General features: G+C 70.7%; 14 protein-coding genes. 3 read left to right on the forward strand and 11 right to left on the reverse strand.

Going from position 1 to position 17,984, the window contains the following annotated elements; genetic code table 11:
- Nucleotides 1–338: 338 nt before the first annotated feature.
- The 3 genes from ACZ4M8_RS05300 to thyX form a co-directional block, all read right to left on the reverse strand.
- Nucleotides 339–2,024 (reverse strand): ribonuclease J, encoded by a 1,686-nt coding sequence (locus ACZ4M8_RS05300; RefSeq protein WP_467603494.1) that lies wholly within the window; start codon nt 2,022–2,024, stop codon nt 339–341.
- A 112-nt stretch (nt 2,025–2,136) separates the two neighbouring features.
- Nucleotides 2,137–3,036: a 4-hydroxy-tetrahydrodipicolinate synthase gene (gene dapA / locus ACZ4M8_RS05305; protein WP_399084976.1), complete on the reverse strand. Its 900-nt coding sequence runs from the start codon at nt 3,034–3,036 to the stop codon at nt 2,137–2,139.
- 193 nt (nt 3,037–3,229) lie between these two features.
- Nucleotides 3,230–4,006 carry an FAD-dependent thymidylate synthase gene (thyX, locus tag ACZ4M8_RS05310; RefSeq protein WP_467603496.1) on the reverse strand — a complete coding sequence of 259 codons (777 nt, stop codon included), beginning with the start codon at nt 4,004–4,006 and terminating at the stop codon, nt 3,230–3,232.
- 229 nt (nt 4,007–4,235) lie between these two features.
- Here thyX and ACZ4M8_RS05315 point away from each other — a divergent pair, with 229 nt between their 5' ends.
- The gene (locus tag ACZ4M8_RS05315; protein WP_467603498.1) at nt 4,236–4,475 is read left to right on the forward strand and encodes a hypothetical protein; all 240 of its coding nucleotides are present in this window, start codon (nt 4,236–4,238) and stop codon (nt 4,473–4,475) included.
- Nucleotides 4,476–4,608: 133 nt separating this feature from the next.
- Nucleotides 4,609–5,160: a hypothetical protein gene (locus tag ACZ4M8_RS05320; protein WP_467603500.1), complete on the forward strand. Its 552-nt coding sequence runs from the start codon at nt 4,609–4,611 to the stop codon at nt 5,158–5,160.
- Nucleotides 5,161–5,289: 129 nt separating this feature from the next.
- Here ACZ4M8_RS05320 and ACZ4M8_RS05325 read toward each other — a convergent pair whose 3' ends face one another.
- The 6 genes from ACZ4M8_RS05325 to eccD all read right to left on the reverse strand — a co-directional run bounded on the left by ACZ4M8_RS05325 (nt 5,290) and on the right by eccD (nt 12,354).
- Nucleotides 5,290–5,748: a hypothetical protein gene (locus ACZ4M8_RS05325; RefSeq protein WP_467603502.1), complete on the reverse strand. Its 459-nt coding sequence runs from the start codon at nt 5,746–5,748 to the stop codon at nt 5,290–5,292.
- Between the two features lie 4 nt (nt 5,749–5,752).
- A complete protein-coding gene (gene dapB / locus ACZ4M8_RS05330) occupies nt 5,753–6,505 on the reverse strand; it encodes a 4-hydroxy-tetrahydrodipicolinate reductase (protein ID WP_467603504.1) in 753 nt (250 codons plus the stop codon).
- 31 nt (nt 6,506–6,536) lie between these two features.
- Nucleotides 6,537–7,916, reverse strand: a complete 1,380-nt coding sequence (locus ACZ4M8_RS05335; protein ID WP_467603506.1) for a M16 family metallopeptidase — start codon at nt 7,914–7,916, stop codon at nt 6,537–6,539.
- On the reverse strand, nt 7,913–10,156 hold the full coding sequence (locus ACZ4M8_RS05340; RefSeq protein ID WP_467605241.1) for a polyribonucleotide nucleotidyltransferase: 2,244 nt from the start codon (nt 10,154–10,156) through the stop codon (nt 7,913–7,915). The genes ACZ4M8_RS05335 and ACZ4M8_RS05340 overlap by 4 nt, the downstream gene beginning before the upstream one ends.
- A gap of 295 nt (nt 10,157–10,451) precedes the next feature.
- Nucleotides 10,452–10,739 carry a 30S ribosomal protein S15 gene (gene rpsO / locus ACZ4M8_RS05345; protein ID WP_009714645.1) on the reverse strand — a complete coding sequence of 96 codons (288 nt, stop codon included), beginning with the start codon at nt 10,737–10,739 and terminating at the stop codon, nt 10,452–10,454.
- A gap of 154 nt (nt 10,740–10,893) precedes the next feature.
- Nucleotides 10,894–12,354, reverse strand: coding sequence for a type VII secretion integral membrane protein EccD (eccD, locus tag ACZ4M8_RS05350; RefSeq protein ID WP_467603509.1), 1,461 nt, complete (start codon nt 12,352–12,354; stop codon nt 10,894–10,896).
- Between the two features lie 287 nt (nt 12,355–12,641).
- Between eccD and eccCa the strand changes: the two genes are divergently transcribed.
- On the forward strand, nt 12,642–16,598 hold the full coding sequence (gene eccCa, locus ACZ4M8_RS05355) for a type VII secretion protein EccCa (RefSeq protein ID WP_467603512.1): 3,957 nt from the start codon (nt 12,642–12,644) through the stop codon (nt 16,596–16,598).
- A gap of 219 nt (nt 16,599–16,817) precedes the next feature.
- Here eccCa and ACZ4M8_RS05360 read toward each other — a convergent pair whose 3' ends face one another.
- Both ACZ4M8_RS05360 and ACZ4M8_RS05365 read right to left on the reverse strand, forming a co-directional pair.
- Nucleotides 16,818–17,567 (reverse strand): WXG100 family type VII secretion target, encoded by a 750-nt coding sequence (locus ACZ4M8_RS05360; RefSeq protein ID WP_467603514.1) that lies wholly within the window; start codon nt 17,565–17,567, stop codon nt 16,818–16,820.
- Entirely contained in the window at nt 17,564–17,872 is a 309-nt protein-coding gene (locus ACZ4M8_RS05365) for a WXG100 family type VII secretion target (RefSeq protein WP_467603516.1), read from the reverse strand. Before ACZ4M8_RS05365 ends, ACZ4M8_RS05360 begins: the two co-directional genes overlap by 4 nt.
- Nucleotides 17,873–17,984: the final 112 nt, after the last annotated feature.

Raw genomic sequence — 17,984 nt, forward strand, 5'->3', positions numbered from 1 at the left:
CCAGATCCGCTGGGCGTTTCCGGTCCCCGGTAGGAGGCGGGGTGGCCTTCGGCTTTCGCTTTCCGGCCTTTCCGACTCTAGCAGATCCGATTCTCACCGTTTCCGGCCCGAATTCGTTTCCGATTACCCGTCGGAGGGGTTTTTCCTTTCGGCTGACCCGACTTTATCAGATTTCTCCGGGTCGGAATTCCCGCCGTTTCGGGAGAGCGGTCCGTACGCACGCGGCGTGCGGGGCTTCCCGTTCAGGCGGAGACGTAAACCTACTGGAGCGGGGCGCCCGGATGCAAATCCGGGCGCCCCGCTCCACGGGCGTGCCTGCCGGCAGCCGTACGTACCTGTCAGACCTCGACGACCACGGGAAGGATCATCGGACGGCGGCGGTAGTTGTCCGACACCCACTTGCCGATCGTGCGGCGGATCAGCTGCTGGAGCTGGTGCGGCTCGACGACGCCGTCCTGGGCCGACTTGGCCAGGGACTCGTCGATCTTCGGGATGACCGAGGAGAACGCCGAGTCGTCGATACCGGAGCCCCGGGCCTGGATGTGCGGGCCGCCGACGATCTTGCCGGTGGTGCTGTCCACCACCACGAAGACCGAGATGATGCCCTCGTCGCCGAGGATGCGGCGGTCCTTGAGATGGGTCTCGGTGACATCGCCGACCGAGAGCCCGTCGACGTACACGTATCCCGCCTGCACCTTGCCGACGATCTTCGCGACGCCGTTGACCAGGTCGACCACGACGCCGTCCTCGGCGATCACGATCCGGTCCTTCGGGACGCCGGTCAGCGCGCCCAGCTCGGCGTTGGCGCGCAGGTGGCGCCATTCGCCGTGCACCGGCATGAGGTTCTTCGGCTTGCAGATGTTGTAGAAGTACAGCAGCTCGCCGGCCGAGGCGTGGCCCGAGACGTGGACCTTGGCGTTGCCCTTGTGGACGACGTCGGCGCCCCAGCGGGTCAGGCCGTTGATCACGCGGTAGACCGCGTTCTCGTTGCCCGGGATCAGGGACGACGCGAGGATCACCGTGTCGCCGGGGACGATCCGGATCTGGTGGTCGCGGTTGGCCATCCGGGACAGCGCCGCCATCGGCTCGCCCTGGGAGCCGGTGCAGACCAGCACGACCTCGTCGTCCGGCAGATCGTCGAGGGTCTTGACGTCCACGACCAGGCCCGCGGGGACCTTGAGGTAGCCCAGCTCGCGGGCGATGCCCATGTTGCGGACCATCGAGCGGCCGACGAAGGCGACCCGGCGGCCGTACTCGTGGGCGGCGTCGAGGATCTGCTGGATCCGGTGGACGTGGCTGGCGAAGCTCGCCACGATGATGCGCTTCTGCGCATTGGCGAAGACCGTGCGCAGGACGTTGGAGATGTCCCGCTCCGGCGGGACGAAACCGGGGACCTCGGCGTTGGTCGAGTCGGTGAGGAGCAGGTCGATGCCCTCCTCGCCGAGCCGGGCGAAGGCCGGCAGGTCGGTCAGCCGGCGATCCAGCGGGAGCTGGTCCATCTTGAAGTCGCCGGTGTGCACCACCATGCCCGCGGGGGTGCGGATGGCGACCGCGAGGGCGTCCGGGATGGAGTGGTTGACGGCGACGAACTCGCAGTCGAAGGCGCCGATCCGCTCCCGGTGGCCTTCCTTGACCTCCAGGGTGTACGGCCGGATGCGGTGCTCCTGGAGCTTCGCCTCGATCAGCGCGAGGGTCAGCTTGGAGCCGATCAGCGGGATGTCCGGCTTCTCCCGCAGGAGGTAGGGGACGCCGCCGATGTGGTCCTCGTGGCCGTGCGTGAGCACGATGCCGTCGATGTCGTCGAGCCGGTCCCTGATGGACGTGAAGTCCGGCAGGATCAGGTCGATTCCGGGCTGCTCCTCCTCGGGGAAGAGCACTCCGCAGTCGACGATCAGCAGCCGGCCTCCGTACTCGAAGACCGTCATGTTGCGGCCGATCTCCCCCAGACCGCCGAGGGGCGTGACCCGCAGGCCGCCCTTGGGGAGCTTCGGGGGACGGCCGAGTTCGGGATGCGGATGACTCAAAAGACTCTCCTCACCACGCGCGCCACGCTGCCGTCGGGGCACGTGGCGCGCATGACATTCGTGCACTTGCTGTGGGGCGGTTAAGGGCCGTTTTCAGTTGTGAAGTCTGTACTCAGAGTTGTACCCCGCCGGCGGCGAGGTCCCGCGTCAGCTGCTCCGTCTCCTCGGGTGCCAGCTCGACCAGCGGCAGGCGCAGCGGCCCGGCGGGCAGACCCTGGAGGCCGAGGGCCGCCTTGGCGGTGATGACGCCCTGGGTGCGGAACATGCCGGTGAAGACCGGCAGCAGCTTCTGGTGGATCTCCGTCGCCTTGGTGACGTCACCGGCGAGGTGGGCGTCGAGCAGGGCGCGCAGCTCGGGCGTGACGACGTGGCTGACGACCGAGACGAAGCCGACCGCGCCGACGGAGAGCAGCGGGAGGTTGAGCATGTCGTCACCGCTGTACCAGGCGAGGCCGGAGCGGGCGATGGCCCAGCTCGCGCGGCCGAGGTCGCCCTTGGCGTCCTTGTTGGCGACGATCCGGGGGTGCTCCGCCAGCCGGACGATCGTCTCGGTGTTGATCGGGACGCCGCTGCGGCCCGGGATGTCGTAGAGCATCACCGGCAGGTCGGTGGTGTCGGCGATGGCCGTGAAGTGCCGCAGGAGTCCTTCCTGGGGCGGCTTGCTGTAGTACGGCGTGACCGCGAGGAGACCGTGGGCGCCGGCGTCCTGCGCGGCGCGGGCCAGCTCGACGCTGTGCCGGGTGTCGTTGGTGCCGGCTCCGGCGACCACGAAGGCACGGTCACCGACGGCGTCGACCACGGCGCGGACCAGCTGTGCTTTCTCCGCGTCGCTGGTGGTCGGGGACTCTCCGGTGGTGCCGTTGACGACGAGACCGTCGTTGCCTGCGTCCACCAGGTGGGCGGCGAGCCGCTGCGCGCCGTCGAGGTCGAGTGCGCCATCCTCCGTGAACGGGGTGACCATCGCGGTCAGCACGCGCCCGAACGGGGTCTGCGGTGTGGAAGTCGGAGCCATGGGTCCCACGCTACTCGTAGCTCACCGCTGGGTGCGCCTCCGGGGAGCCAAGGATGTGGACTCCGGCACTGCCTGCTCGGGGGTTCAAGCAGTGCCGGGTCCGTTTCTTCAGCGTAGATGAAGTTCTCAAAATGCTGCAATACGGACACCTCCGGGGTGGGCCGCCGGAGGGTCCGCACCGCAGGTCGGCGCCTTACGGGGCGATGCGGCCGTTGGCGTTGAACGCGGCGTACGTGAGCGGCATCAGGCGCGCCCAGTGGGCCTCCATCTGCTCGCCGACCATCTCGATCTCGCGCTGCGGGAAGGACGGGACCTTCGCCTGTTCGTGCTGGGTGCGCAGCCCGAGGAAGTGCATCAGGGAGCGGGCGTTGCAGGTGGCGTACATCGAGGAGTAGAGGCCGACGGGCAGGACCGCGCGGGCGACCTCGCGGGCGACGCCGGCGGCCAGCATCTCCTGGTAGGCGGCGTACGCCCGGCGGTAGGCGTCCTCCATAGCGCGGCCGGTCAGCTCGTGCTGCTCGGGGGTGCCCTCGACGAACTCGTACTTGCCGGGGCGGCCCTGCTGGACGAGCTTGCGGTCGGCGCCGGGGACGTAGAAGACCGGCTCCAGGCGGCGGTAGCGGCCGGACTCCTCGTTGTACGACCAGCCGACGCGGTGGCGCATGAACTCGCGGAAGACGAAGATCGGGGCGCTGATGAAGAAGGTCATGCTGTTGTGCTCGAACGGGCTGCCGTGCCGGTCGCGCATCAGGTAGTTGATCAGGCCCTTGGAGCGCTCCGGGTCCTTCTGCAGCTCGTCGAGGGACTGCTCACCGGCCGTGGAGACGCGGGCCGCCCACAGCACGTCGCTGTCCGCGGCGCTGTGCTTGACCAGCTCGACCGTCACCTCGCTCCGGAAGCGGGCGGGCTCGCTGTCGGAGCTGTCAGGGCCCTGGGGGCTCTGTGTGCTCGCGGCGGGGGTCTGGGACACCGGCGGTTCCTTCCGTTCGTTCCGTGCGCGCCCAGCCTACGGCCCGCCACTGACAGCGCGGGAAATCCCGCCTGATGCGGTGTTAGCGGGCAAAAGGGACCCCGGCGCCCGGAGGGGGCGGGGGCGTTGATATTTTTCACAGAAGTTACTGGAAACGGGCACCAAACGGACGCCACAGACGTCTGACTCTGTGAAAGTGCCCACTTCGAGGTTCCTAGGAGAGCCCCAGATGTTCCGCCGGCGTGAGCCCGTCCCGTTCGCCTTCGTCGCCGAGGCAGACCGGTTCCGCAGCAATGTCACTCCCCCGCCCCGCGAACGCGCCTCCCGCTCCCAGCTGGCGGGCCGCACGTTGATGACCCTGACGTTGATGGGCGGCCTGGCCGGCTCCCTGCTGCTCGGGCTGCCCGCGCTCCAGCAGGAGAGCCCCGGCGCCGCCGGCACGCATCAGTCCGAGGCCGCGCACCGCTGAGCCGCGGGGCCGGCGACCGTTGACCACGGGGCCGGGGCCGCCCGTGCCCGAGGGCACCGGTGGCCCCGGCCCCGTCCGGCAGATAGCCTCACCGGATCACCGCTTTCGTCAGTGCCCTGAGTGAGGATCAGCCGTGCCCCTGCCCTTCCTGACGGCCGACCGTGACCTCGACGCCGGCAACCGTCCGGCGGCTGCGCCGTTGCCCCATGAGGCGCCCGAGGTCTGGCGGCGGCCCTACCGCCCCGGTCCCTGGCGGGTCGGTATCTCGGCGGTGGCCCTGCTGCTCGCGTCGTTCGTCCTGCTCTCCGCGATGATCATCGGCTTCGCCGGTTCGCCGGCGGGCGCCGTGACCTGCGTGGCCGTGGCGCTCGTCGTCATCGCTCTGGCGCTGCGGCTGCTGCGGGTGGGCGTGTGGGTCAGCTCGCACGGGCTGCGGCGGGTCGGTCTGTTCGGCACGGTCACCGAGGCGTGGAGCGCCACCGGGGCTCTGCGGACGGTGCAGCAGCCGGTGCGCTGGCTGGGGCTGCCGCGCACGGTGCAGGGGCAGGCGCTGGTCGACCGGCGGGTGTCCGGTGCGTCGCGGGTACTGCTCACCGATCACGACGCCGACTTCCTCGGCCGCCCGGAGGCGTTCGAGCGGGCCGCCGACGTCCTGGAGGCGTGGGCCGCGGAGTACCGCAGGTAGCGGGTCGGAGCGATACGTACGACGGCGGCGCCCGGCCGGGAGTGTTCCCGGCCGGGCGCCGCCGTCATGTGTGCCGTGCTCGCCGGCCCGCGGCCGTACGCGGTGGTCGCGGTCCGGGCACGGCCCCGTTCAGGTACGGGCCGGTGCCCCGTCGTGCAGGGCGATGGCGCGCTGCATGGCCTTGCGGGCGCGCGGGGTGTCGCGGGCGTCGTGGTAGGCGACGGCGAGGCGGAACCAGGCCCGCCAGTCGTCGGGCGCCGCCTCCGTCTCGGCCTGCCGCCGGGCGAAGACCGCGTCGGCGGCGTCCCGGTCGATGCGGCCGCCCGGGGTACGGGCGAGCGGCTCGCCCTCGGCGCCGTCGCCCTCCTCGGCGGCCAGCTCCCGGCCGAGGCGGTGCGCGTCGCGGGCGAAGCGGGTGTTGTGCCAGAGGAACCACGCGCCGATGACCGGCAGGACGAAGGCTATGGCGCCCATGCCCATCGCGGCCGGCTCCCCGGTCAGCAGGAGCAGGACGCCCTCCATCGCGACCACGCCGAAGACCAGCACCAGCACGGTCGCGAGGAAGAAGTAGGTGATCTTTCCGCCCATGACGTCAGCCCAGGTCGAGGAAGTGTTCCAGGCCCAGCGTCAGGCCCGGGGTGGACACCACACGGCGTGCGCCGAGCAGGATGCCCGGCATGAAGCTGCTGTGGTGCAGCGAGTCGTGGCGGATGGTGAGGGTCTCCCCCACGCCGCCGAACAGCACCTCCTGGTGGGCGAGGAGCCCGCGCAGCCGCACCGAGTGGACGGGCACACCGTCGACGTCCGCACCGCGGGCGCCGTCCAGCGCGGTGCTGGTGGCGTCCGGCTGCGGGGCGCAGCCGGCCTCCTCGCGGGCCGCGGCGACGAGCTGCGCGGTACGGGTGGCCGTCCCGGACGGGGCGTCCGCCTTGTTCGGGTGGTGCAGCTCGATGATCTCGGCCGATTCGAAGAACTTGGCGGCCTGCCGGGCGAAGGTCATGGTCAGCACGGCGCCGATGGAGAAGTTCGGCGCGATGAGCACGCCGGTCGCCGGGGAGGCGGCCAGCGCGGTGCGCAGCCGCGCGAGGCGGTCCTCGGTCCAGCCGGTCGTACCGACCACGCCGTGGATGCCGTGGCGGACGCAGAAGTCGAGGTTGCCCATGACGGCGTCCGGGTGGGTCAGCTCGACGGCGACCTGGGCACCGGCGTCGGTCAGCGCCTCCAGACAGTCGCCGCGGCCCAGCGCGGCGACCAGCTCCATGTCCTCGGCGCCCTCGACGGCCTTGACGGCTTCCGAGCCGATCCGGCCCTTGGCGCCGATGACGGCCACGCGCAGCTTGCTCATCGTGTCAGCTCTCTCTCGGTGGTACGGCGGGTCAGGCGACGGCTTCGTGCAGCCGGTCGGCCTGCCGGTCCTTCAACGGGCCGATGACGGACAGCGAGGGCCGCGCGCCCAGCACCTCACGGGCCACCTCGCGGACCTCGTCGGGGGTGACGGCGGCTATCCGCTCCAGCATCTCGTCGACGGAGAGCTGGGCGCCCCAGCACAGCTCGCTCTTGCCGATGCGGTGCATCAGGGCGCCGGAGTCCTCCAGCCCGAGGACGGTGGAGCCGCGCAGCTGTCCGATGGCGCGGCGGATCTCGTCGTCGGTCAGTCCCTCGGCGGCGACCTGGTCGAGCTGGTCGCGGCAGATCGCGAGGACGTCGCGGACCTGGCTCGGGCGGCAGCCCGCGTAGACGCCGAAGAGGCCGCAGTCGGCGTAGCCGGAGGTGTACGAGTACACGCTGTAGGCCAGGCCGCGCTTCTCGCGGACCTCCTGGAAGAGACGGGAGCTCATCCCGCCGCCGAGCGCGGTGTTGAGGACGCCGAGGGCCCAGCGGCGCTCGTCGGAGCGGGCCAGCCCCGGGGTGCCGAGGATGACGTGGGCCTGCTCGGACTTGCGGTTCAGGTGCTCGACGCGGCCGCCGGCGCGCAGCGTGCGGGAGCCCGCGCGCGGGGCGATCGGGGCGCCGGCCGCGGTGTCGAGGGCGCCGGCCCGTTCGAAGGCGCGGCGGACCAGGCGGACGACCTTGGCGTGGTCGACGTTGCCGGCGGCGGTGACGACGAGGTGTGTGGGGTCGTAGTGCTTCTTGTAGAAACGGCGGATGCGCGCGGCGGTGAGGGCGTTGACGGTGTCGGGGGTGCCGAGGACCGGGCGGCCCAGGGGGGTGTCGCCGAGCATCGTGTGCGCGAAGAGGTCGTGGACGCCGTCGCCCGGGTCGTCCTCGGTCATCGCGATCTCTTCGAGGATCACGCCGCGCTCCGCCTCGACGTCCTCGGGCTCGATGAGGGAGCCGGTGAGCATGTCGCAGACGACGTCGATGGCGAGCGGCAGGTCGGTGTCGAGGACCCGCGCGTAGTAGCAGGTGTATTCCTTCGCGGTGAAGGCGTTCATCTCGCCGCCGACGGCGTCGATCGCCGCGGAGATGTCCAGCGCGCTGCGCCGCTCGGTGCCCTTGAAGAGCAGGTGTTCCAGGTAGTGGGTGGCGCCGTTGAGCGACGGGGTCTCGTCGCGGGAGCCGACGTGGGCCCAGATGCCGAAGCTGACCGAGCGGACGGTGGGCAGGGTCTCGGTGACCACCCGCAGTCCGCCGGGCAGGACGGTGCGGCGGACGGTGCCCGCGCCGCCCTCGCCCTTGAGAAGTGTTTGGGTACGGGCGACGGCCCGCCCCTCCGAAGAGGGGCGGGCCGTCGCACGGTGCGTGCGGGACGTCACTTGGCGGCGTCGTCCTTCTTGCCCGCGGCGGAGCCGCTGTTGTCGGACTCGGTGCCGTCCTCGCCCTCGATCACGGGGATCAGGGAGAGCTTGCCGCGCTGGTCGATCTCGGCGATCTCGACCTGGACCTTGGCGCCGACGCCGAGCACGTCCTCGACGTTCTCCACGCGCTTGCCACCGGCGAGCTTGCGGATCTGCGAGATGTGCAGCAGGCCGTCCTTGCCCGGGAGCAGGGAGACGAACGCGCCGAAGGTCGTCGTCTTCACGACGGTGCCCAGGTAGCGCTCGCCGACCTCCGGCATGGTCGGGTTGGCGATGCCGTTGATCGTGGCGCGGGCGGCCTCGGCGGCCGGGCCGTCGGCGGCACCGATGTAGATGGTGCCGTCGTCCTCGATCGTGATGTCGGCGCCGGTGTCCTCCTGGATCTGGTTGATCATCTTGCCCTTGGGGCCGATGACCTCACCGATCTTGTCCACGGGGATCTTGACGGTGATGATCCGCGGGGCGTTGGGGGACATCTCGTCCGGGACGTCGATGGCCTCGTTCATCACATCGAGGATGTGGAGGCGGGCGTCGCGGGCCTGCTTCAGCGCGGCGGCCAGGACCGAGGCGGGGATGCCGTCGAGCTTGGTGTCGAGCTGCAGCGCGGTGACGAACTGCTTGGTGCCGGCGACCTTGAAGTCCATGTCGCCGTAGGCGTCCTCCGCACCGAGGATGTCGGTGAGGGCGACGTAGTGGGTCTTGCCGTCGATCTCCTGGGAGATCAGACCCATGGCGATACCGGCGACCGGGGCCTTGAGGGGCACACCGGCGTTCAGCAGCGACATGGTGGAGGCGCAGACCGAGCCCATGGACGTCGAGCCGTTGGAGCCCAGCGCCTCGGAGACCTGGCGGATCGCGTAGGGGAACTCCTCGCGGGTCGGCAGGACCGGCACGATGGCGCGCTCGGCGAGCGCGCCGTGGCCGATCTCGCGGCGCTTGGGCGAGCCCACGCGGCCGGTCTCACCGACGGAGTACGGCGGGAAGTTGTAGTTGTGCATGTAGCGCTTGCGGGTCACCGGGGAGAGGGTGTCCAGCTGCTGCTCCATGCGGAGCATGTTGAGGGTGGTGACGCCCAGGATCTGGGTCTCGCCACGCTCGAACAGCGCCGAGCCGTGCACCCGCGGGATCGCCTCGACCTCGGCGGCGAGCGTACGGATGTCCGTGACGCCGCGGCCGTCGATGCGGACCTTGTCCTTGATGACGCGCTCGCGGACCAGCTTCTTGGTCAGCGCGCGGTAGGCACCGGAGATCTCCTTCTCGCGGCCCTCGAACTGCGGGAGCAGCTTCTCGGCGGCGATCTCCTTGACGCGGTCGAGCTCGTTCTCCCGCTCCTGCTTGCCGGCGATGGTCAGCGCCTGGGCCAGCTCGTCCTTGACCGCGGCGGTGAGCGCCTCCAGGACGTCGTCCTGGTAGTCGAGGAAGACGGGGAACTCGCCGGTCGGCTTGGCGGCCTTGGCGGCGAGGTCGGCCTGGGCCTTGCAGAGCACCTTGATGAAGGGCTTGGCGGCCTCCAGACCGGCGGCGACGACCTCTTCGGTCGGGGCCTCGGCGCCGTCCTTGACCAGCTGGACGGTCTTCTCGGTGGCCTCGGCCTCGACCATCATGATCGCGACGTCACCGTCGGGCAGCACCCGGCCGGCGACGACCATGTCGAAGACCGCGTTCTCCAGCTCGGTGTGGGTCGGGAAGGCGACCCACTGGCCGTTGATCAGCGCGACACGGGTGCCGCCGATCGGGCCGGAGAAGGGCAGGCCGGCCAGCTGCGTGGAGCAGGAGGCGGCGTTGATGGCGACCACGTCGTAGAGGTGGTCGGGGTTGAGCGCCATGATCGTCTCGACGATCTGGATCTCGTTGCGCAGGCCCTTCGCGAAGGAGGGGCGCAGCGGCCGGTCGATCAGGCGGCAGGTGAGGATCGCGTCCTCGGAGGGCCGGCCCTCACGGCGGAAGAAGGAGCCGGGGATCTTGCCGGCCGCGTACATCCGCTCCTCGACGTCGACCGTCAGGGGGAAGAAGTCGAGCTGATCCTTGGGCTTCTTCGACGCGGACGTGGCCGACAGCACCATGGTGTCGTCGTCCAGGTACGCGACGGCGGAGCCGGCGGCCTGCTTGGCCAGGCGGCCCGTCTCGAAGCGGATGGTGCGGGTGCCGAAGGTGCCGTTGTCGATGACGGCTTCGGCGTAGTGGGTCTCGTTCTCCACCAAGAAAATCTCCTCGTCAGCGTCCGCCGCCCGTGTGGCGGCGGACCTTCGTCGGGGAGCGCCGGTACGGGCCGGTCTTCGATCGAAGCTCCCGGGGCGCGCCGCGCAGACGTCTCGCGCGGGGTACATCCGGGGGCCACTACCGAGGACCGGCGGCCAGGGGGCGCTCCCCCTCGTTCGGTTGTGCTCGTGACACCAGACTACAAAGCTTCCGGCCGCCTCGCGGCGACGCCGGTGTCCGGTGCGTACGGCAAAGGGAGCGGCCCCCGGCGGGAACCGCTCCCTTCACGGCGTCTTACTTGGCGCCCGCCGCGCCGCGGCGGATGCCCAGGCGCTCGACCAGCGCACGGAAGCGCGTGATGTCCTTCTTCGCCAGGTACTGCAGCAGGCGGCGGCGCTGGCCGACGAGCAGCAGCAGACCACGGCGGGAGTGGTGGTCGTGCTTGTGGGTCTTGAGGTGCTCGGTGAGGTCCGAGATGCGGCGGGAGAGCAGGGCCACCTGGACCTCGGGGGAGCCGGTGTCGCCTTCCTTCGTGGCGAACTCGGTCATGATCTGCTTCTTCGTGGCGGCGTCGAGCGACACGCGATACTCCTCTGGGTGATCGGCCCGGGAGCGTCCCTGGATTTGCTTCACAGGGAATCTTGATGACTCACGGCGGACCGTCACACAGCGTACCAGCCGACGGCGACGGCCCCCCGGGCGGACCTGGGGGGCCGTCGTGGGGCGCGGGTGCCGGTCAGTTGCCGGTCAGACCGCGCACCTTGGCGTAGACGTCCAGCACCGCGAGGCAGAGCGGCACCAGCGAGAGCAGGACCAGGCCGTCGAAGATGTCGAAGATCCGGCCCCAGAAGGGGGTGACGCCCTTGCGGGGGACGATCAGTCCGACGCCGACGAGCAGCGCGGCGCCGCCGGCGATGCTGGCGGAGAACCAGACGGTGCGGATGTTGAGCGGGCCGGAGTCGCCGAAGCGGGCCAGCTCGACGAGGGCGTCGACCGGCGGGTGGAGCGTGATGCCCAGGATGAGCAGCACGATCGTGAGGATGCCGGCGACGGTCATGCAGGCGATCTGCGCGGTGTAGTCGAAGAGCCGGGCGCGCAGCATGATCGTGATGCCCGCGGCCAGCGCCATCAGCTGGGCCCACATGTTGTCGGAGAAGCCGAGGACCACACCGGCGGAGCCGACGACCAGGGCGGAGCAGCCGGCGACGAGGCCGAGCAGCAGTTCGTGGCCGCGGCGGGCCTGGTTGCCGATCTTGATGAAGTCGACGGCCTCGGAGTCGCCGTCGGCGTCGTAGCCCTTGGCGATCTGGTCGGGCGACTTGTAGCCGATGGGCAGGCGGGCGAAGCGGGCCGAGAGGCCGGGCAGCCAGGCGACGAGCGCGATGGAGACGGCGGCGGTGACCGCGGCGACCTCGATGGGGGCGGCGTCGGTGAGGATCGCCGCGAAGACCGCGAGGGTGCCGATCGCCGAGAGGAAGGCGGCGGCGACGAACGGGGCGTCGCCCTGCGGCAGCAGGACCACCAGCAGGACGGAGGCGATCAGGACGACCACGCAGCCGACGAGGAGGTGGAGGCGTCCGGGGCCCTCGCCCGCGTTGACGGGGAAGATGCCGGAGCCGGCGATCAGCAGGTGCGGCAGCGAGGACAGGCCCAGCGCGATGGAGGAGCCGTGGTCGTCGTAGACGCGGGCGCGGACGCCGGAGACGGCGACGAGCACGACGCCGACGACGCCCGCGATGATGCCGGGCAGCCGGTGCATGTCGCGGTCGACCGGGTTCGAGAACCAGAGGGCGAACGCCATCATCGTCAGCAGCAGCACGCCGGCGGTGAGGCCGACGTAGTGCATGAGGTCGTCGCTCCAGCGGGTGCGGTTCTGCTTGACCGCGGAGGCGACGGCGTCCGAGACGTCGTCGAAGACGGGGAGCGGCAGCGATTCGGCGAACGGCTTGAGCAGGAGGAGGTCGCCGTCGAGGATCTGCTGCTGCGCGAGCGAGCGGCCGGCGTCCAGCACCGTGCCGTCACGGCGCACGAGGTGGTAACCGGTGGGGGCGCCCTCCGCCTGGGACTGCCCGGACAGGCGCAGGATCTCCGGGTAGATGTCGACGAGTGCGACGTCCTCCGGCAGTGCCACATCGATCCGTGCGTCCGGCGCGGCGACTGTGACCCGGCAGAAGCCGGTTCCTGTGGTCGTGCTCACCTGGCGGTTCCCCCTATCCGTTGGGCGGTTTGTCGCGTGCGTGGCGTATATATGGAGTCACATACGGATCCCTCAGGGAGCCCTCGGGAAGCCTTATTCACGCCGCCGCGGCACGCTCGCGGGGCGTCAGCGTACCGTCCGATTCGGCGCTTGCCCCACTCCCCCCGAGACTTGACTCCGAACAGTAGGATCAACGCCTGCGTCGGGCCAAGGACTTGGCTCGGGGGACCGTCGAATCCAACGGGGGCGGTCCGAGACTGCGAGATGCATGAAGGACTGATGCCTCGGTGAGCGTTGTCATCGTCAAGCGCCCGCCCCGCGCGCTACCGCCTGAAGTTCCCGGTGAGGAGGTGACGCTGGAGGCGCCTCCGGAGCTTCCCCGGGAAGGGGAACAGGAGAACGTTCTGATGATGTTCATGCCCATGATGGGTATGGGCTCATCGGCGGCTTTCCTTTTCATGGGTGGCCAGCCGTTCATGAAAATCATGGGCGGCGTGATGGTGGTTTCCACTCTGGCAATGGCGATCGTGCAGATCGTCAAAGCGCGTCAAGGCCCTTCCGGGCAAATGGTTCAAGAGCGCCAGGATTACCTCAAGTACCTTTCGCAGAAGCGGAAAGAGGTCCGGCGTACCGCGCGTAAACAGCGGGACGCGCAGCTTTTCACCCATCCCGACCCCGGCCAGCTGTGGTCGGTCGTCGCGGAGGGCAAGCGGGTCTGGGAACGCCGGGCGGGCGACCCGGACTTCGCACAGGTGCGGCTGGGCCTGGGGCCGCAGCAGCTGGCGACCCCGCTGAAGGCTCCGGAGACCGCGCCGGTCGACGAGCTGGAGCCGCTGACCGCGCACGCGATGAAGGAATTCCTCGACAAGCACGGGCATTTGGAGAACCTCCCGCTCGCGGTGTCGCTGCGCGCCTTCTACCACCTGACGGTCTCCGGCGACCCGGACACCGTCTACGGCGCCGCGCGCGCGATGGTGTCGCAGCTGTGCACGCTGCACTCGCCCGAGGACCTGAAGGTCGCGGTCGTCGCCTCGCCCGGCGCGCAGGCGGACTGGGAGTGGACGAAGTGGCTGCCGCACGTGCAGGACAAGACGACGGACGGTGCGGGCAGTCGCCGTCTGGTCGTCGGTGACCTCGGCGAGGTCGAGGAGCTGCTCGCCGACGAGCTGGAGGGCCGCGGCCGCTTCAACCCGCAGGGCCCCCCGGTGACGGACACCCCGCACCTGGTGATCGTGCTGGACGCGGGCGAGGTGCCGATCGACTCGGTGATCGCCGGTGCGGAGGGTCTCCAGGGCGTCACGATCATCGAGATCGTCCCCGGCGACCTCGACGAGATCCGCGGCGGTCTGGCCGTCCAGGTCTGGCCGGGCAAGCTGGTGCTGGAGTCGGCCAACGGCGCGGTGTACGAGGGCGTCTGCGACACCCTGTCGATCCCGGAGGCGGAGGCGCTGGCGCGTCAGCTGGCGCCGCTGCGGGCCGGCTCGGGGGCGGACGGCGAGGAACCGCTGCTGTCCAACCTGGACTTCACGGACCTGATGGACATCGGCGACGCCGGTTCCGTCGACGTCCAGCGCACCTGGCGGCCGCGGACGCTGCACGAGCGGCTGCGGGTGCCGATCGGTGTCGACCGGGACGGTCAGCCCGTCATGCTCGACATCAAGGAAGCCTCGCAGGAGGGCATGGGCCCGCACGGTCTGTGTGTCGGTGCGACCGGTTCCGGTAAGTCCGAGGTGCTGCGCACCCTGGTGCTGGCGCTGGCGGTCACCCACTCGTCCGAGACGCTGAACTTCATCCTCGCGGACTTCAAGGGTGGCGCGACCTTCACCGGTATGTCGGAGATGCCGCACGTCGCGGCGGTCATCACCAACCTCGGTGAGGACGTCTCGCTGATCGACCGCATGCGCGACTCGATCACCGGTGAGCTCCAGCGCCGTCAGGAGCTGCTGCGCTCGGCGGGCAACTACGCGAACATCACCGACTACGAGAAGGCGCGCGCCGCGGGTGCCCCGCTGGATCCGCTGCCGTCGCTGGTGATGATCATCGATGAGTTCTCCGAGCTGCTGGCCGCCAAGCCGGACTTCATCGAGATGTTCATCCAGATCGGCCGTATCGGCCGTTCGATGGGTGTGCACATGCTGCTCGCCTCGCAGCGTCTGGAGGAGGGCAAGCTCCGCGGTCTGGACACCTTCCTGTCGTACCGGCTGGGTCTGCGGACGTTCTCCGCCGCCGAGTCGCGGACCGCGATCGGTGTACCGGACGCCTACCACCTGCCGAACGTCCCCGGCTCCGGCATCCTGAAGTACGACACCGAGACGATGGTGCAGTTCAAGGCCGCGTACGTGTCGGGGCCCTACCGCGGTCCCGGTGCGGGCGGCGGGGGCGGCGGTGGCCGGGCCAACCGGCTGCCGGTGCCGTTCACCGCGGCGCCGGTCGCCGAGCAGATCATCGAGGACCCGACGCCGGTCGAGCCGGAGGCGCCGCAGCAGGACGACGCGCTGGCCGACACCGTGCTGGACGTCATCGTCCACCGGATGCAGGGCCAGGGCCCGCCCGCCCACCAGGTGTGGCTGCCGCCGCTGGAGGAGGCGCCGACCGTCAACCAGCTGCTGCCGGCGCTGGCCGTCACCCCCGAGCGGGGCGTGCACGCGCCGGAGTACAGCGCGCTCGGCAAGCTCGTGGTGCCGGTCGCGCTGGTGGACAAGCCGTTCGAGCAGCGGCGCGACGTGATGTACCTGGACTTCTCGTCCGGTGCCGGTCACGGTCTGGTCGTCGGTGGTCCGCAGTCCGGCAAGTCGACGCTGATCCGTTCGACGATCGCGTCGTTCGCGCTCACCCACACCCCGGCCGAGGTGCAGTTCTACTGCCTGGACTTCGGTGGCGGCGGCATGCTCTCCATGGAGGGCCTGCCGCACATCGGCGGGGTCGCCTCGCGCCTGGACGCTGAGAAGGTCCGCCGTACGGTCGCCGAGGTCGTCGGCATCCTCAACGAGCGTGAGGAATTCTTCCGGCAGCACAGCATCGACTCCATCGGCACGTACCGCCAGCGGCGTGCCTCGGGGGCGTTCCCCGACCAGAAGTGGGGCGACGTCTTCCTCATCATCGACGGCTGGGCGACGTTCAAGACCGACTACGAGCAGCTGGACCCGGTCATCCTGGACATCGCCGGGCGCGGTCTGGGCTTCGGTATCCACCTGATCATCGCCGGCTCCCGCTACACGGAGATCCGGCCGGCCCTGCGCGATCAGCTCCTCAACCGTGTCGAGCTGCGGCTCGGTGACGCGATGGAGTCGGAGTTCGACCGCAAGCGCGCGGAGAACGTGCCGATGGGCAAGCCGGGCCGTGGTCTGTCGCCGGAGAAGCTGGACTTCCTCGCCGCGCTGCCGCGGCTGGACGGCATCAGCGACCCGGAGTCGCTCAGCGACGGTATGGCGAACCTGGTGCAGACGGTCCGGGAGCACTGGCAGGGCGAGCCCGCCCCGCAGGTGCGGATGCTGCCGACGATGCTGTACGCCCGGGATCTGCCCAAGGGCAGCGACTACCCGGAGCACGGCATCGCGATCGGTGTCGACGAGACGACGCTGTCGCCCGCCTTCATCGACTTCGAGACCGACCCGCTGCTGGTCATCTACGGCGAGAGCGAGTCGGGCAAGTCGTCGCTGCTGCGCCTGCTGACCAAGCAGATCGCCGAGCGGTACTCGTCCGACAAGGCGCTGATGGTGGTCTCCGACTACCGCCGCGCACTGCTCGGCGAGGTCCCGGAGAGCCATCTGTACAAGTACTGCGCCGCCGGGCCGCAGCTGGAGGAGGTCATCTCCGGTCTCGCCGGTTCGCTGGGCCGCCGGATGCCGGGCCCGGACGTCACCCCGGAGCAGCTGCGTAACCGCAGCTGGTACGACCTGCCGGACGCGTTCGTGATCGTGGACGACTACGACCTGGTGGCGACGAGCAGCGGCAACCCGCTGCAGCCGCTCCTGGAGTACCTGCCGTTCGCCCGTGACCTGGGTCTGCGCCTGATCCTGGCGCGTACCTCCTCGGGTGCCGGACGTTCCTCGTTCGAGCCGGTGATGCAGCGGACGAAGGAGCTGGGCGCACAGGGCCTGATCCTCTCGGCCGACCCGGGCGAGGGCGCCCTGATGGGCAACATCAAGGGCCAGAGCCTGACGCCCGGCCGGGCCACGTTCGTCACGCGCAAGCGCGGCGCACAGCTGGTCCAGACCGGCTGGCTCCCGGCGAACAGCCGCTGACCGGCACAACCGTCCAGCACAACGGCGGTGGGGCGCCCCTCTTCACGGGGGGCGCCCCACCGCCGTTCCGCGTACGACGCATGGGGCCCGACGCATGGGGCCCGACGCATGGGGCCCGACGCATGGGGCCCGACGCATGGGGCCCGACGCATGGGGCCCGACGCATGGGGCCCGGCCCCGTGCCCTGGCGGGCGCGGTGAGCCGGGCCCGGTGGGCGGTTCAGCCGAAGGCGCCGTGTCTGCCGACGTCGGGGCGGGGGGTGCCGGGCGTGCCCGTGGTGTCGTCGGGCTTGCCGGGGGCCTCGGCGGCCGGCGCGGAGGCGGCGGCGGTCGTGGGCGCCGGGCGGGCCGCGGGCGGGCCGTCGGGACCCCTGCCCACCGGGGCGGCGTCCTTCGGGCCGTCCGTACCGGACGGGGCGGGCGGGCTCTCGGGGGTACGGGCCCCCTTGGCGACACCGGCGCCGCCCCGGACGGGGCCGGCGGGACCGAACGGGTCGGGGCCCGCGGGCGCGTCGGAGACCGCCCATTCGCCCCGCAGCGGCGGCCGGTTGCCCTGGCCGCCGCCTGCGCCCCCCTTGCCCCGTGCGAAGCCGCCGAGCGCGTTGCCCAGCTGTCCGAGGGCCATGACGCCGTACATCAGATCGCGGTTGCCGCCCTGGGAGGTGTCCGCGGGCGCGGCGGGCGCGGGGGCGTCCTTCGCCGCGTCGGGCTCCGGCTCCGCGGGCCGGGAGGCGGCGGAGTCCAGGTCGGCGGCGGCCAGTTCGAAGACCGGCAGCGAGTCGTCCACCGACCGCTTGAGGCGGTGCCAGTCGGCGGCGAACGCCTCACCCGCCGGGCCCTGCCAGTCGGCGGCCGCCGCCCGGCCCACGTGCGTGTCCAGCTCGCGCACCATGCCGTCGAGGTGGCTGCCCATCGCCCGCCAGCCGGCCGCGGCCTCCCGCAGCGCCTCCGGGTTGCCCTGCCCCGTCATCCGACACTCCTGATCATCGTGGCCAGCTCGTCGTCGGTGGCCTGCGTCGCGTCGGCGGTCCGCCGGATGTCGACGCCGACCTCGGCGAGCCGTTGCCGCAGCTGCCCGAGGGCGCGTTCGGCCTGTTCGTAGAGTTCCACATGGGAACGGGCCGCTTCCTCGCCGCCGAAACCGTCGTGCAGCGCGGTGGCGTCCGCCCGGCGCCGGAATGCGGTCAACTGCCGTGCCAGATCGTCCGCGTGTTTTTCGAAGACCGTGCCGAGCTTGTGCAACTGCTCGGTATCGGTCCGGACTTCATCGGACATCTTTTCTCCCCGAATTGAATGACAGTGACCTGCCGGACATCTTCCCAGGTGTAGCACACCGGTAAAGGGCCTTCGTCCCGCCGTTCGGCGGCCGGACAGCGGCATCCGGAAT

It is taken from the genome of Streptomyces sp. NPDC027185 (assembly GCF_055567035.1).

Bases quoted from the DNA above. Each gene is read 5' to 3' on its own strand.
- dapA (WP_399084976.1), bottom strand. From the start codon at position 3,036: ATGGCTCCGACTTCCACACCGCAGACCCCGTTCGGGCGCGTGCTGACC.
- ACZ4M8_RS05315 (WP_467603498.1), top strand. From the start codon at position 4,236: ATGTTCCGCCGGCGTGAGCCCGTCCCGTTCGCCTTCGTCGCCGAGGCA.
- ACZ4M8_RS05325 (WP_467603502.1), bottom strand. From the start codon at position 5,748: ATGGGCGGAAAGATCACCTACTTCTTCCTCGCGACCGTGCTGGTGCTG.
- dapB (WP_467603504.1), bottom strand. From the start codon at position 6,505: ATGAGCAAGCTGCGCGTGGCCGTCATCGGCGCCAAGGGCCGGATCGGC.
- ACZ4M8_RS05360 (WP_467603514.1), bottom strand. From the start codon at position 17,567: ATGACGGGGCAGGGCAACCCGGAGGCGCTGCGGGAGGCCGCGGCCGGC.
- ACZ4M8_RS05365 (WP_467603516.1), bottom strand. From the start codon at position 17,872: ATGTCCGATGAAGTCCGGACCGATACCGAGCAGTTGCACAAGCTCGGC.